We start from the raw sequence: 15,301 nt of genomic DNA, 5'->3' as shown, positions 1-15,301 counted from the left end.
TGAGGCCTGTTTCTCTTCTATAAGCTCTACAATTGTAATTAAGTTGACAATACCCTCTTGAAGGGATTTTTGTCGGGATTCCAATGTGCCATCACGACTTCTCAGATGCTAGCACAACCAGTCATAAAGGTCGAACTGCCTCTATGACTGCTGTACCTGCATCATCTCCGGTGATTGCTGCTGTCCGTTATCCTGAGTGGGAGGCGATGAAAACGCGCGATAGCCCCGCTTGAGCATCGCTCCTATGCCCATGACCAGAAGTAGGGTGAAGAGCGACAGCGAAATGCAGAGCAGTTGCCCATTGTCTCCAAAGATGCCGCTTGTAGGCATCATGTGGAGAACAAAGTCCTGCAATTCATGAGCGTTCTCGCTGAAAAGCAGTTGTTGCCAGCTTGCTATGTTCCAGATAACGGTGGCGAGTAGGGAGACAATGAGTGGAACAGTAAGCACAGCAGCATAATGGAGGGAGCGGCGCAGAAACGGCTTTGGCAACTCATCGGTTCCGGTGGCAAGCAGCAAAGCGCCAAAGCCCAGGAAAGGAAGCAGGCTTGCCCCGAGGGCATAGAGAAGAATCTGAAATTGGGGGAGGGAATTGTCGTACCATGTTGGGTTAATGGTATCAGTAAAGAGACGACTCAGAAAGAAGCTCAGCGTCGGAAGCAGCACCACGACCCCAACCATCGTAAGCAGACCTTTCTGGCATGCTTTTATGGCCTGCCATCCTTTGATGAGACCAATGAACAACCCACTCCCAGCGATTTCAAGTACCATGAGAGTAGAAGGCAGGGAAGACAATGTGCTCTCCTGAAAGAAGGTTATATGGTCTGGAATCAAGAAAGAAATTGGCGCGGAAAAGAGGAATGGTAATGCCAGCAGAGGCAGACACAAACTCGCAAGCGCGAAAAGAAGAAGTGGTAAGCGTCTCGCAGATGGCGCGCGCTTCACAATGCGAGCAACAAAGAAGAGAAGTGCGACTAATAGGAGAAAGAATTCAATTTGCAGTGAGTAAGCCGCGATATGGTTACTGATAGAGCCTGGGTTATCCCATCCAGGGTTGATCTGGAGTTGAATAGCCTGCGAAACATTCAAGCCATTCGGGTCATTTCCGACGGGACCCCCTGTCGGGGGGACACTTCAGTGGTTATTATATTCATGTATGGCACTGAGAGCGATTGCCAGACGAACAGAGCGACGGTGAGGACGGTCAGGAGGACCACAAAGGCGGTGGCGGTAAGCTTGACATCACGTGGAGAGAAAGCACTGCGCTGGCTGCGGTAGTGCGGATCGAGCCGCGCGTCAATGGCTCCAAGCAGCAGGTCGAAGATGGTTGCGGGGGTAATGGTGTGCTGTTCGAGAACGGCGAGCATCTCCTCCTCATAGCGTTCGCGCCAGGCTCGCGGATAGAGGCGCAGGAGGGTTCGGTTCAATCTCATATGCGTTTCCTTACGTCGGTGATCGTGAGAGCATGCATCAATACGCTCATCATGGGTGTTTGCGGAGCGACGAAACCGCCTTAAGGTGTCCTCTCCGGCGGGCGTGAGAGCATAGGGACGTAGGTGGTTCTCTGGCGTGAGCGGCTCAATCCAGCCCTGGTGTTCCAGGGAAGCCAGGACGCGGTAGAGAGTGCCGGGTTCTGGGAGCGCTATGGTTGCCTGCTCAAGCTTCGCTAGCAGGTCTAAGGTGTGCCTGGGCGTATCCTCAAGGCAAGTAAGTATGCGTGAAGCAAGTTGGGCGTAGCCAATGGGTAACCGTGCCTGTTGAGACATCATCAGGATACCTCTTCTCTCTTCAGTGAGCGCTACGTGGTCGAGAGGCGCTGTGAACCAACGGCGACGATGCGGCTCATCGTCGCGATCTGCTCGCGCAGGGCGGTCACTCCGGCGGCGGTAATGCGATAGGGCCGCCGCCGCTCCTCGGCGAGAAGCGGCTCAATCCACCCCCGCCGTTCCAGGCGGGCCAGCGCACCATAGAGCGTGCCGGGTTCGAGCCTGGTTCCACTGAACTCCGCGATATCCTCCATCATGGCGTACCCATGTTTGGGACCGCTCGCCAGGCTGGAAAGGATTAGTAATGAGGGGTCTGAATAGCGCCCCAGGTCGAAGACATCTTTCTCTTTGGGCATCGTCAAGAACCTCATGAAAACTATAAAGTATCGCTTTATATTGCGGCACTTACTAATCGTCACTGAATAATACCATGCCAGCGTGCAGAACGCAAGGGAGAAGAAGACCAACATCTCTTCTTTGAGAGGGAGTCAGAAAGCAGATGAAAGATCCTTCATGAGCGCAAAAAGGTTCTGTCAGAACTCAAACTCCATCTTGGCAGAAAGGCCAGATTTCTGATATGCTGATCCTATCAAGAATATGGAACGAGGAATAGTGATGAATGAACTGTCCCCATTGTGCGGCCGCTACCACCAAAAAGCGCGCCAAGAAAACCAAACTTGGATACGCAACCTTTTTCTGCCCTCAGTGCCGATCAACGTTTAATGAACGAACTGGTACCCTCTTCAACTATCTTGAAGTCCCCACTGACATCGTCCTACTCGCAGTTTTGTGGCGACTGCGCTATACATTGAGCCTGCGGGATGTGGCTGAGGTGTTTTTAGAACGGGGGTTTGTCTTCACGCATGAAACGGTTCGAGACTGGGAAGAGCGTTTTACTCCCTTGATCGTGGACCAATTGCGGACAAAGCGCTTCGACCAAGCAGGAAAATCCTGGTATGTTGATGAAACGTATCTCAACGTGCATGGGAAATGGTGCTACCTCTATCGAGCTATCGACCACGATGGCAATCTGGTGGATTCCATGTTGAGCGAGAAGCGGAATATGGAGGCAGCCCAGCGATTTTTCACGCAGGCAGTTGCTGTGGTCGGCCATACTCCCGATCAAGTCACGACCGATGGGCATCGTTCTTATCCGCGAGCTATACGCGAGACAATAGGGGATCATGTCCAGCATCGAACGAACAAATATCTCAATAACCGGTTAGAGCAAGATCACCGCTCTATCAAGCAGCGCTATTACCCCATGCGTGGCTTTGGAAACGTTGCGTCAGCAGCTCACTTTTGTCGTGCATTTGATGAGATTCGTCAGTTCTTCCGCGTTCGGACCACTGTGAAGCAAAAGGTTTCCTTGGCTCAACAACGCGAGGCTTTCCGCCAGCGATTGGGCATGTTGAAGACGTTCGCTCTGGTGGTGTAGTGAGAAAAACATGCGGAAGAGCAGGGCCTGCGCACTTTCTTCACTCTTGTGTTCTCAGTTCTGACAGAACCGTACAGATGCATTCCAGGAAAACGCACGGCGTCGGAGGTCGCTCACTCCCGGCCTTCCGCACTTCGAGGTTTTGAGGGATGAGCTTGATCCCGGCATCGAGGGCGGCTCATCCCCAACCAATCAGATCTTATCTGGTTCCCACGCCAAGCAAGGTTTCAGCGGAGGTGACAAGACCCTGTGGCCCCTCAAACTGGCTCAACACCTCTCGTATCTCCTGCGTTAACTGCTGTTGGTCAGACTCACTCAGCTGCCCGATCATACTTGCCGTTAGCAGCCTTCTGCTCTCTAGATATGCTTCGACGGATGCGAAGTGGAGCTGGAGCGGGATGGCTTGAATTGCGACATCACGAAAACCAGCATCGGCAAGTGCCTGCTCGAAGCGCCTCTTGTCTGCCAGGGAAAAGGGACCAGGGGAAAAACAGGCGTTGGAAGGATCTACTCCGATGTATTTTGCGAGCAGGGCAAGCGGCAGCGCGTGCAAGGGATTGCGTTCAGGTACTGACCAGACCAGGGCTGCGAGCTTCCTGCTAGGTTTCAGCACGCGATGGATTTCGCTCAAGGCTTGTTGGAACCTGGGGCCTAACATCATCAACCCGTTGCGGCAGATGACCGCATCGAAGGTTTTATCGTCCAGATCAAGCTGCGCAGCATCCATCACCTGTGTACTGATATTGGTGAGTTTTTCCTGCTGGGCGCGACTGGCTGCCACCTGAAGCATGTCAGCAGAGATGTCGGTGGAGAGGACCCATCCGGTTGGTCCCACCAGACGCGCCGCGAGCAGGCTCTGCTCACCTGTCCCGGCTGCAATGTCGAGGACCCGATCTCCCGGCTTGAGCCCGGCGGACAAGAGCATGTGTCGCGTCGCTTCTTCCATACTTTGCTGTCGCTGTTCGGCTTCCTGCCGGAAGTCGTGAGCCACTTCTGGTGACTGCCACCGTGGTATTGGTTGATTCTGTTCCTGTGACATCTGTTTTCTCCTTATTTTTCTTATTTTGCCGTAATGCACATCTTTATCTCGTTCATGGGTGCGCCTGTGACGCCGTAGACCAGGGCGAGAGGCTCGATTGGGTGAGAGTATCGAGCTGGTCGTTGCGCAAGATGGAGGTTAAACAGTTCCAAGTATGGTGTAGAAACGTTTCACACAATGATCACAAATGAAGGTGCCAGGCTCGGGTGAACTCCTTTCCACAATTCCGACCTCTGCTGGGAAGAGGCGGGCGACCTCTTCACCGCTGCGCCCGCAGAAGGAGCAGATCTGAGAGGCCTCGGGAGGTACCAACGCCGCGCGCCCCTGCAAGAGACCGATGCCGAGCGTACGAAGCAGGCCCGCGCCAAGCCCCTCCCCTTCATTCAACAAGCCAAGCAGCAGATGCATCGGGCGTATGCTCTGCTCACCCTGGCTCTTCATCTCTTCTCCTGCCAGGAAGATCACCCGTTTGGCGCGGGGGGTGAGCAGTTTGAACGCATCGGATGAGACGTCCGCTAGTGGTGGAGAGCCCTGGACTGATTGGCCTTGATGCGTCTGGCGGTCGAAGATAAACACAATGCCAGCATGGATACGCTCAGGCGTTATCCCCTGTGGAGTGAGAAATGACGTGAGACTCTCATCGCTCGCCAAACCCCACAGCAAGTGTTCAGTGCCGATCCACCAGTGTTTCAGGGTGAGCATCTCCTCGCGGGCCAGATCGAGTACCCGGCGGCTCTCCGGGGCCATGCATTTGACGAAGGTGTCAAATGGTGATTCTTGTTCTTGCATACAGTATCTGTTCCTTTCCATGGTCTCCACTTGTGCTGCTCGCCTCAGAGCACGCAATTGCAGTACTCGAATATGGCCCGCGCTCGTTCCCAGGGCAGCGGCAATCTCAGGCGCGCTATACCCCTGGAGGTAGCGCAGGGTCAAAATGGTGCGATCACGTTCTGGCAAGAGGCTGAGAAGGTATTGCACGCGCATCTCGGTCTGCTGGGAAGCTGTTGCAGCGTCATCGCTGAAGAACAACTGCTCCTCCAGGCCGCTCAGCGAACGCACCTCGATCTCTCTCTGCGCCTGCCAGTAATCGACGATAGTGGTACGAGCCGTCGCGTAGAGCCAGCCATGTACGCTGCGCTGACTCTGATCCTCCCTGAGCCAGCGCAGCGCCTTGAGAAAGACCGTGCTGGTCAGGTCCTCGGCCACAGTGGGATCGCCGACCTTGTTGGAGATAAAGTGTTGGAGATCAGCGGTATACGCACGGTAAATCTCCGCCAGCCAGTTTAAGCGATCCTGGCGGCGCGAGTGGTTAGAGAACTGCATAGCGTTGCGATGGTTCCTTTCTGAGACGCTCCGGTTTTTCACTGTAGTATACAGAGAGGCGTTACAGCCAGAAATGAGGCAGTTGTTTTTTCGATGCGTGGCAGAGGATGCGTTTTCTCTCGCGGAAACCTCGTGTTGATGCTCCTAGCAAACAGGCTCTCTAAAAGATATGTTCTGTCAGTTTTTCCCTTCCTGTTCAACCATTGAATCTCGTTGCGCAACCCGTGGGATGACCCCCGAAACCTGCTCACTCTTGGCCCAAATTACCAGTAGCGGCATAATCGAGCGAGCCGTGCCCATCGTCATCAATCGCATGAAAAAACGAGGCATGCGTTGGTGTCGAACCAATGCCACCGCCATCGTTGCCTTGCGAGCGGATCTGCTCAACGATGATTGGATGGCACCGCACCAGACTCAAAGCCCGAACCATTGAAGTAGGAATGAAATAAATGAAACAATAAAAGGGAAAATCAGAGGTAAAATGACAGGTAGGATGACGGTTACTCCAGCACTACTTAATGTATGGGTTTCCAGAGGCCAGACAGAGAATGAATTGTAGACCAAATCATAGCGCTTTTTCAGTGTTTCCAGATGAAGTATTTCTGCCGCAACACCTTGCGTATCTTGCGTTTTTGGGGACAAAGACAGCATGAGTGCCTGTTGATATTCAATGGCCAGCGGTTGTAACGCCTCATCGCGCGCTTTTACCATCATACGATGAGGAAAGATCAACCAGCCAATTAAGAGTGTAGGAATAAGCAAGATATAAATAGCACCGAGTAAAAATACTTCTGGGAACGTAAGCCCACCCACGTTACGCCCAAGTATCATTGCCGCTAACAGGATTGCCACCCAGAGCATTATGCTCACACACAACCAGAGAAGACGTTCAAGACTACGAAGCCTGCCAGAGCCGTCGGCAAGTGCTGGTTTTATTTGAAGTTTGAAGAGATAGAACAGACGATTCACAAAAATTAATGCTAATACAAGCCGTATCACACTCATGCCTGTCGCAAACATCAAGGGAACATAGATAATAACCACGACAGTTCGTACCATTAATGGTAGCAAGTCATGTCGATCTGGTAATTCGCGAAGAAATAACCTCAGGAGGGCGTAAAGAATGATCACGACTATAATTGTCGCTGTCCACCAGTTATTATCCATCCAGTAGACCACTTGTTGCTTGAAGCGTGCATATGCTTCTCTATCAGCAGGATCTTTACGATACTTCCCAATCACATCATCCGTATAGAGTGTATTAAAGGTTTTTGCAATAGCATTGGGAATACAATCGTAGATAAAAAAAAGGGAGGGGAAAAGGGCGAAAGTCTGAATCAGAATACTAGAAATAGTGCCAGGATTCCACCCTGATGAGAATTTGCTTCCCCATAACAACCACCACACCAGATAGACGATTCCCGGAAGAAGCATTGCGCCAACGCTCATCCAAAGATTTCTCAGATGTAACCTTTCCTTGAGTAGAAACAATAATGGGTCATGGCGATAGAGTTGCCGCGCAGACAAGGTTGTATTCACTATTGATTGCACGCTCTCTTTTTGTGGTTCTACTGCGTTTGCTTCCATGCTATCATTCCTAACACTATTTATTAGCTCTATGAGCTTTTTGTATTATAACGATTAAGAATGCTCGCTGTCTATGGCCCTTGATGGTAGTAAGCACGAAGATTGATCAGGTTTTAGGGTGACGAGTGATCAATCGGCGCGAAGAGTGAGCAGCTCAACTATTGGTATTGTCAAGTTATTGTATGAGGGAGAGCACAATTCTGAGGGAACGCTTGTTAGGAGAACAATGGCAGGTGAGAACTGGGAAAAGATGCCTCATCATGCAACCCTGTTTCCAGCAGTGATGTCATTCCAGGTCCCAAATCGCTCCTTCATGAGAGCACGATAGTCTGAAGCGCAGAGACGATGTCGTTGGGGACGGAAGTGATCCGAGATCGGTCCAAAGGCTGAGAGGAAGCGCTGCGCATGTCCAGGAGATGTGAACCGACGCATGCTTCGTTCTCGTTGCCGCGTCGGTTGATGGGAGTTTTCCGCTCGGTTGTTCAACCCTTTGTGTTTGCGGTGCTCAACGCTTGGTAGAATCTCTTTCTTAGCAGCCCCATAGCTAGCGAGCTTGTCGGTGATGATCACTCGCGGCGCGTATTCAAGCCCCTTGAGCAACTTGCGAAAGAACTTCTTCGCTGCCTGTTTGTCACGTCGACTTTGTACGAGGATATCGAGAACAGTGCCGTGCTGGTCGACGGCTCTCCACAGGTAGCTTCGCTTTCCATTGATGGTCAAAAATACTTCATCCAGATGCCACTTGTCTCCCGGTCTTGTGCGTCGACGTTTCAACTCATTGGCATACGTTTGGCCAAATGTGAGGCACCACTGGCGAATGGTTTCATAGGTAAGCACGATGCCACGCTCAGCCATCAGTTCTTCCACGTCACGCGCAACTGAGGGGGAAGCGAAAGTACAACCAGACAGCATAACCGATAATTTCCGGCGGGAAGCGGAAGCCTTTGTAGGGAGACGCGGAGACATTCTTTTTCATGGCGCCATTGTATCACACTGTTCAGTTTTCTATGAAGGAGTCTCTCCAAGTTGACAATACCTACGCAACGTACCTGTATTGAGCAAAGATAGTAGGAAACTCGTCCGTCTCTCGATCTATTGGATCTGCTTTTCATTGCTTCCGCTACTTACACACTTCCACTAAGTCCTATTAGTAGAAGCCCAACCTATGGTATACTTCTACTAAAGAGACCCATGAGTCACATTTTCCATGAAGTAATGCGTGGAGGCTTTATGATGCTGAAGAGAGCAGGCCAAGAATACGGGCCCGTATTGCTGCTTGTGTGCGATTGGTCACTCCGAGTTTGCTGAGAATATTACTCACATGGTGTCTGGCCGTATCATTTGAGATCGCCAGCGTTTCTGCAATCATCTGATTAGAGGCACCTTGCGCAACCAGTCTCAGCACTTCGTATTCCCGCGCGCTCAAAAGGTCGAGCAACGGCGAACTTACATCTGACTGCTCCTTCTTTGCTTGCCTCATCTGTGCTTCATGTGCATCGTCGAAGGCGGTCAGGAGCGTCTCCAGATAGGAGATCGAGTCTCCCTGGTGCCCTTGTTTTCTCAGTCGGCCTAACAGATCTGCCATCTGGACCCCCTCGTCCACAAAACAACGGATGTAGCCTTCGGGAGCTGCCAGATTGACTGCCTGGGCAAGCGTGGCAAGAGCCTCCTGGCTCTGTAGACGCATCTGGTAAGCCTGGGCTTGTAACAACCACATTTCCAAAACATGGGCCCACCGCCCCGTCGCCTTCGCCCGCACGATCAACGGGGCCAGCAAAGCCAGCGCCCTGTCAGGTTGGGACTCGGCAAGCGCTATTCTGGCAAGCGAAACGCCCTGCCGTTCTCGTGCCAACGGGGACACCAGAGGTTCTTCCCGTTCCAGATTCTTAGCCCATTGCCTGGCTCGTTCCAAATCTCTACACGCAAGCCAGAAACGAACCTGATCCACATTACTGTAGAGCGCATAGCAATACGGCGCCGGCATCCTTTTCCAGGAGTCTTCCAGCAATTGATTTGCCCTGGCGGCTTCTTCTAAATCTCCTCGTGAGAGTGCGAGCTTCAACAAAATAGTGTATCCCAGCGGCAACAGAGCGGTGATTTCAGCCTGTTCCCCAAATTGGATTGCTTGCTCAACGAGATGCTGAGCTTCCTTGAGCCTGTTCCATTCACGCAGGATATCTGCCTGACGGGCATATGTCCAACAGACAGTAACTGGCAAATGCCCATCTGGAGTTTGTGCCCGTTGAATGGTATGCTCGGTAAACTGCCAGGCGTCATGCAATCTTCCAGCCATAGTAATATCCCAGCTTGCCCTTGTCAGACAGATGTTTGCAAGAGCAGTATCTCCTTCAGCTGCCGCGGCTGTATTTCCTGCTTGCAGCGACTGAATAGCAAGTTCGAAGTGCCCCAGAGATAAAGCGGCCAGGGATTGAGCGAAAGTAACCTGGACATGAGCCGCTTGTTGCTGCTCAACAAGATGGGTGAGAGCCTCGTTACAATAAGCCCGCGTGGCTCCTGCATCACCATCATAGAAACCTACGACCACAGCCTGCAAGGTAGCAATCTCGCCCAGAAGGTGAGTCGAGGCCTCTGGCTTTTGTGCTGGCGTAATTCCCGTAGCATTTTCCTCCCTTGCATGGAGAACCGCCCACGCCATCCTGGCATCGCGCAGCCAATCTTTCGTGATACGAGAAGGAGTGTTCCAAAATAAAGCATTAGCATATGCCAAACACAAACGCGGTCGCGTACGAACAACATCAGGAGGCAGGTGTTCGATCCAGAATGGGGCATTTAGCCGACTCCAGATGCTCTGGCTCGGAATGCGCTCGATAAGCTCTGTTACCCTGGACCACTCTTGAATATAGATAGCATGCTGGATGGCCTCGTTCTCATAAAGATGGCTGTCGTACCACTGACTGGCCCGTAGGTTCAGTATGGAAACATTGTCTGGGGAGATTTGCTGTAGACGATGGCGTAACGCCTCGGCAAACAGGGGATGGTACGTATACCACTGATGCTCTTCATCGAGCGGGCTGAGAAACAGATTGGCGTGTTCCATTTCCTCCAGGATGGATTGACTGTCCTGTTGCTCTAACACCGCATTACACAGGGCAGGAAATAGGCGATCCAGAATTGAGGTTTGCAACAGGAAATTTTGCACTCTGCTTGACTGCTGTTGAACCACTTCATCCAACAGGTATTCAAGGATAGCACGCTGGCTTCCATGGAGCTCATGGAGCAGATCTCTTGGGTTCGATCGTCCCCGCAAGGCAAGTGCTGCCAACTGCAATCCCGCGCACCAGCCCTGTGTGCGGGATTGCACCTCTTGCATATCCTGCTCGGAAAAGCGAAAGTCCACTGCCTTGCGGAGAAAGATCGTTGTCTCCTCCTGCGTATACCGTAGCTGTTCGGTCCGTAATTCCTGGATCTGCACACGTGCCCGCAACCGGGCAAGCGAGAATGGGAGATTTGCGCGTGTGGAGAGAACCAGGCACAGGGTAGGCGGAAGGTGCTCAATGAGAAACGAGATGAGAGCATGGATGGTTGGTTCGGTAATCTTGTCATAGTTGTCTAGAACCAGCACCATACGTTCGCTACACTGGGCCAGGTTATTGATCAAGGCCGTGAGCATTGCTTGCCATGCTGGTTGGGACTCTTTTTGCAAGAACGTCAAAGGGAGGGCAGAGATCCCCGACTTACAACGTTCTAGAGCAGCCAGGACATATATCCAGAACTGGGATGGTACGTTGTCGCATGTATCGAGAGAGATCCAGGCCGCGTGCGGATCATTGGGTCTGAACATACGAACCCAGCCCGAAAGTAGGGTCGTCTTACCAAAACCAGCAGCAGCGGAGACAAGAATGGCCTGACTTTGAAGTCCAGCATCAAGCAAAGCAGTGAGACGGGGACGGGCAAAATAGGTGCTTGGGAGTGTAGGAACAAAAAATTTGGCTGTCAGCAATTGGTCGAGCGGTCCCTGGGTGGGAAACCTACTCGAGCTGTCTCCGTAGTTTGCACTATCCATGGTCGCCCCTCCTTCCTGACTTTGATTTTTTGCACTGCCCACTTTTACTGCTGGGAAAGAAACCACTCTTCAGAGTATTGTCCCTAAAGTTCGTTCAGGTGTCAAGATCTTGCTGACGTATTCACCCACATCCCTCCAGAAGCCAGGATAATCAAACGCATGGTAGGATGGTCGACACCACTTTTGTGTGGATTCCCTACTGGCATGCCTGCCGTTGGAAACACCCTTTTTGGCCCATGATTTTTTCGCCTCCTCGCGGTACACTGACCGAGGTCATAACAAAGCAAGCCAGGATAAAAACGGCCTTGCGGTCAATGTGCTTTTCTCACAACGTACAGAAAGCTTATTTCGGATGCATACAATTCTTCCCCATACAAAATGGCAGGCACCCACGCTCACGTATCCACCTACGCCTCGTGTTCGCCCGCTACATCGCCTGGCTCTCTTTCGATGATCGCAGAAAGGAGAGAAAACAGTGATAGACAAGGAACAACGCATGCAAGCGATCGCCATTACCGCTTTTGGCGGCCCTGATCAACTCAAGCTTGTGGATCTGCCTGTGCCACCCTGTGGCCCAGAGCAAGTCCTCATCAACGTCCAGGCAGCCGGCGTCGGGATGTGGGATGTGAAAACGCGGCAAGGAAGCATAGTATTAGAAGGGCAACAGTTTCCGCTCGTGCTTGGTTGGGAATCAGCAGGGATCATTGCAAAGGTGGGAGAGGCAGTCACGGGATGGGATGTGGGAACCCACGTGATCTGCGCGACCTACCAGGTCGGCATTGGTCATTATGCTTCTGCCGTGGCTGTCCCTGCGAATCTCATCGCTCCAATGCCTTCCTCGCTCGATGCCCTGCACGCATCTGCCCTTCCCGTCAACGGGCTGACCGCTTTCCAGGCAATTTTCGAACTGCTGAAGATCCAACCGGGAGAAACGCTCTTGATTACCGGTGCGGCGGGAGGAACCGGCACGCTTGCTGTCCAACTGGCTGCGCGCCTTGGAGCACACGTCATGGTCACAGCAAGGAACGAGCACCACCCGTACCTTCAGCAACTGGGAGCAAGCGAACTCATTGACTATACGCAAACGGACTTCGCGGAGGCTGTCCACGCGGCTCATCCTGAGGGCATCGATGCGGTCCTGGACTGTGTTGGGGGAGAGACAGCGGCAAGAAGTATGCAGGTGGTACGCGAGAGGGGACGGCTCGTCAGCATTGTCGACCTTGAGCAGGTGACACCCACCCGTCATATTGACACGCACGTACTCTACTTCCGCCCTGATAGACGACAATTGGCCGAACTGACGAAGCTGGTGGACCATGGTCAGTTGACGGTTCACCTTGATCAGGTGTTTCCCCTCGAAATGGCAAAGTTAGCTCATGAGCGACTGGAGACGCGGCACCATCAAGGAAAAATCGTGCTCGATGTATCAAGATGAAGACCCTCTCTGGTCAAATCCTAAAAAACCATGAGAAGGTAGTGTCCACACGACCGAAACCCTAACCGTATGTTTAGTAATGGAGGATTTTCCCATGAGAGTTTTTGTTACTGGCGCGACCGGTGTTATCGGCTCCGCCGTCGTCCCCGAACTGATCGAGGCGGGCCATCAGGTCCTCGGCCTGGCGCGCTCAGATGCAGCCGCGGCCTCGCTTGTTGCCGCCGGCGCACAGGTGCATCGTGGTTCCCTCGATGATCTTGACAGCCTGCGCAGCGCAGCGGCGGCGTCTGACGGCGTCATCCACCTCGCGTTTATCCACGACTTCGTCGCGGACTACGAGGGGATCTTCTCGGACTACGAGGGCGCTGTGCGCACGGATCTGCACGCCGTCCAGACAATCGGAGCAGCGCTCGAAGGCTCCGGCAAGCCGTTCGTGATCACCTCGGGAACAGTGATGCTCACATTCTTTCTCCCACAGGGGCGTCTCGGGACGGAAAAGGACGTGGCCGACGCCGGGTCGGTCGCGCCCCGGCTCGCATCGGAGAACGTGGCGCTCGCTCTCTCCCAGCGCGGCGTGCGCTCATCGATCGTGCGACTGTCTCCCTCGGTTCACGACACAAAAAGAGGCGGCTTCACGGAGATCCTGATCGCTATCGCCCGTGAGAAGGGCGTCTCCGGCTACGTCGGCGATGGTTCTAACCGCTGGCCCACTGTGCACCGGCTCGATGCCGCTCGCCTGTTCCGTCTGGCGCTGGAGAAGGCCCCAGCGGGATCGGTGCTGCACGGAGTCGCGGAAGAGGGCGTGCCGACCCGCACCATCGCCGAGGCGATCGGTCGGCATCTCGATCTCCCGGTGGTCTCCATCTCTCCAGAGGACGCGGGCAAGCACTTTCGCTGGCTCGGACCCTTCTCCTCAATAGACAACCCGACGTCGAGTGCGCTGACCCGCGAGCTGCTGGGGTGGCAGCCAGTACACCCCACGCTGATCCAGGATCTCGAAGATGGACACTTCTTCTAGAATAGGATCTATTGGACCGATAAGAAGATGACTCGCATGCCGATGTTGTTTGAGAGAAAATGTCCTTTGAAAGGAACGTTGAGCTTTCTCGCATATGCTCTCAAATCGAGATAGGGATAACCAAGGAGACGAAGAATGAACACAATCCACAATATAGGGGTGGCAGCGCAGATTGGTCGCGGCAATGATAGCTACAGTGATGGGGTGGAGGTCTCAGGTAATGTTCGCTGGTTGTATGTGTCCGGAACGCCCGGCATCAAGCCTGATGGGACCATACCAGAGACGATTGAGGAGCAGACCGACCAGGCCTGGAAGAATATTCTGGCAACCCTGGAATCCGCTGACATGGGGATAGCCGATATCGTGAAGGTCAACCAGTATCTGATTCACGCGGAGGATAAATCGGCCTATATTCAAGTTCGAGGCCGTTACCTGGGTGGGTTTCGTCCAGCAGGCATGTTTTCTGTGGTTACCGAATTGATTTACCCGGAAATTCTCGTTGAAGTTGAGGTCATTGCGGCAAAAGCGTAAGAAAGCCAGAGCCAACAGAGAGCCATAAAAAAATACAAGTGTGGAGATGAACGCTGAGGCTGCATATGTACGTTTTAAAGGAGACATGTAAGAGATGAAAGCTATTCGCCTATATAGTCAGAGCGGACCCGATCAATTTGTGTTCGAAGATGCACCGAAACCTCAGCCAGGAGTAGGAGAAGTCCTGATTCGTGTCCATGCGACAAGTGTGATGTGGCAGGAACCGATCTGGTCGGAAACCTGGCAAACACCGGCTGGTATCGAACGTCAGCATCCCATACCAGGTCATGATGTTTCTGGCGAGGTCGTTGAAGTGGGGCCCGGCGTCGCTGGTATAGCCGCAGGAGAGGCTATCTATGCGCTCACCGAATCCTGGAGGGATGGCGCGGCTGCTGAGTACACGATCGCACGCGCGACTGATGTGGCGCCCAAGCCACGAACCCTTGGGCACATCCAGGCAGCCGGAGTCCCCCTGGTTGGACTGACAGCATGGCAAGCGCTTTTTGAGCACGCAGGGCTTACCAGTGGGCAATCGCTTCTCATTCATGGTGCCGCTGGTGGCGTAGGAAGCATGGCGGTTCAAATGGCAAAGTGGGCTGGTGCCACGGTGATCGCGACAGCCTCTGCACGCAATCATGCATTCCTACGCACGTTGGGAGCCGATGAGATCATTGATTATACCACCACGCGTTTCGAGGATGTGGTGCGTGATGTTGATATAGTGCTTGATACCATAGGTGGTGAGACAGTAGATCGCTCCTGGCGCGTTCTAAGGAAGGGCGGACTGCTCCTGAGTGTGTTTAGCCCCCTATCCCAGGAGCAGGCTGCCGCCTTTGGTGTGCGTGAGCTCTTTTTTATCGTCAAGCCCAATCGAGAACAGCTCATACACATCGGGGACCTGATAGATACAGGCCAGCTCCGACCAATCATCGAGCGGGTCTTTCCTCTCTCAGAGGCATCCCAGGCGTTTGAGCAGGCCCTACAAGGGCACACGCGCGGAAAAATCATTTTGCGCGTAGAGGGCGAGGAAAAGAGCAGTTAAAACGTCTCTCGTCCTGCTCAAGCCACAGTGATACATGAGAATACCATTGAGGAACAAATCGAGCAGGTACAAGCAGCGAAGTAAAACGTGATGAAGGA

Annotated in this window: 13 protein-coding genes and 1 pseudogene; 5 read left to right on the top strand and 9 right to left on the bottom strand. The window is 53.1% G+C overall.

The window, feature by feature from the left end:
- Nucleotides 1-141: 141 nt before the first annotated feature.
- The 3 genes from KTE_RS46565 to KTE_RS46555 form a co-directional block, all read right to left on the bottom strand.
- The gene (locus tag KTE_RS46565) at nt 142-795 is read right to left on the bottom strand and encodes a hypothetical protein (RefSeq protein ID WP_201394311.1); all 654 of its coding nucleotides are present in this window, start codon (nt 793-795) and stop codon (nt 142-144) included.
- 290 nt (nt 796-1,085) lie between these two features.
- Complete coding sequence (locus KTE_RS46560) at nt 1,086-1,769, bottom strand: PadR family transcriptional regulator (protein ID WP_201394310.1); 684 nt, start codon at nt 1,767-1,769, stop codon at nt 1,086-1,088.
- 29 nt (nt 1,770-1,798) lie between these two features.
- Nucleotides 1,799-2,122, bottom strand: a complete 324-nt coding sequence (locus KTE_RS46555) for a PadR family transcriptional regulator (RefSeq protein WP_201394309.1) — start codon at nt 2,120-2,122, stop codon at nt 1,799-1,801.
- 263 nt (nt 2,123-2,385) lie between these two features.
- Here KTE_RS46555 and KTE_RS46550 point away from each other — a divergent pair, with 263 nt between their 5' ends.
- Nucleotides 2,386-3,204, top strand: a complete 819-nt coding sequence (locus tag KTE_RS46550; protein WP_201394308.1) for an IS6 family transposase — start codon at nt 2,386-2,388, stop codon at nt 3,202-3,204.
- 199 nt (nt 3,205-3,403) lie between these two features.
- Here the strand turns inward: KTE_RS46550 and KTE_RS46545 are convergent, their stop codons facing one another.
- From KTE_RS46545 to KTE_RS46520, 6 genes and pseudogenes are all read right to left on the bottom strand, one after another.
- Nucleotides 3,404-4,243, bottom strand: a complete 840-nt coding sequence (locus tag KTE_RS46545; protein ID WP_201394307.1) for a class I SAM-dependent methyltransferase — start codon at nt 4,241-4,243, stop codon at nt 3,404-3,406.
- A 138-nt stretch (nt 4,244-4,381) separates the two neighbouring features.
- A complete protein-coding gene (locus KTE_RS46540) occupies nt 4,382-5,566 on the bottom strand; it encodes a sigma-70 family RNA polymerase sigma factor (RefSeq protein WP_201394306.1) in 1,185 nt (394 codons plus the stop codon).
- A 247-nt stretch (nt 5,567-5,813) separates the two neighbouring features.
- A complete protein-coding gene (locus KTE_RS46535) occupies nt 5,814-5,984 on the bottom strand; it encodes a hypothetical protein (RefSeq protein ID WP_201394305.1) in 171 nt (56 codons plus the stop codon).
- Nucleotides 5,981-7,153, bottom strand: a complete 1,173-nt coding sequence (locus KTE_RS46530) for a hypothetical protein (RefSeq protein ID WP_201394303.1) — start codon at nt 7,151-7,153, stop codon at nt 5,981-5,983. Before KTE_RS46530 ends, KTE_RS46535 begins: the two co-directional genes overlap by 4 nt.
- Nucleotides 7,154-7,411: 258 nt before the next feature.
- Nucleotides 7,412-8,129: pseudogene (locus tag KTE_RS46525) on the bottom strand (IS6 family transposase).
- Nucleotides 8,130-8,381: 252 nt separating this feature from the next.
- Nucleotides 8,382-11,177: a LuxR C-terminal-related transcriptional regulator gene (locus KTE_RS46520; protein WP_201394301.1), complete on the bottom strand. Its 2,796-nt coding sequence runs from the start codon at nt 11,175-11,177 to the stop codon at nt 8,382-8,384.
- 475 nt (nt 11,178-11,652) lie between these two features.
- On the opposite strand from KTE_RS46520, the gene KTE_RS46515 reads away from it, so the two are divergent.
- The 4 genes from KTE_RS46515 (at nt 11,653) to KTE_RS46500 (ending at nt 15,203) form a co-directional block, all read left to right on the top strand.
- Nucleotides 11,653-12,612 carry an NADP-dependent oxidoreductase gene (locus tag KTE_RS46515; RefSeq protein WP_236601036.1) on the top strand — a complete coding sequence of 320 codons (960 nt, stop codon included), beginning with the start codon at nt 11,653-11,655 and terminating at the stop codon, nt 12,610-12,612.
- A gap of 94 nt (nt 12,613-12,706) precedes the next feature.
- Nucleotides 12,707-13,630, top strand: a complete 924-nt coding sequence (locus tag KTE_RS46510; protein WP_201394299.1) for an SDR family oxidoreductase — start codon at nt 12,707-12,709, stop codon at nt 13,628-13,630.
- Between the two features lie 135 nt (nt 13,631-13,765).
- Nucleotides 13,766-14,161 (top strand): RidA family protein, encoded by a 396-nt coding sequence (locus KTE_RS46505; RefSeq protein WP_201394297.1) that lies wholly within the window; start codon nt 13,766-13,768, stop codon nt 14,159-14,161.
- A gap of 94 nt (nt 14,162-14,255) precedes the next feature.
- Nucleotides 14,256-15,203, top strand: coding sequence for an NADP-dependent oxidoreductase (locus tag KTE_RS46500; RefSeq protein ID WP_201394295.1), 948 nt, complete (start codon nt 14,256-14,258; stop codon nt 15,201-15,203).
- Nucleotides 15,204-15,301: the final 98 nt, after the last annotated feature.

It is taken from the genome of Ktedonobacter sp. SOSP1-85 (assembly GCF_016587415.1).
Taxonomy (GTDB): domain Bacteria; phylum Chloroflexota; class Ktedonobacteria; order Ktedonobacterales; family Ktedonobacteraceae; genus Ktedonobacter.
Note: the sequence above shows the minus strand (reverse complement) of the source record. Positions and strands in the feature narration are given on the sequence as shown.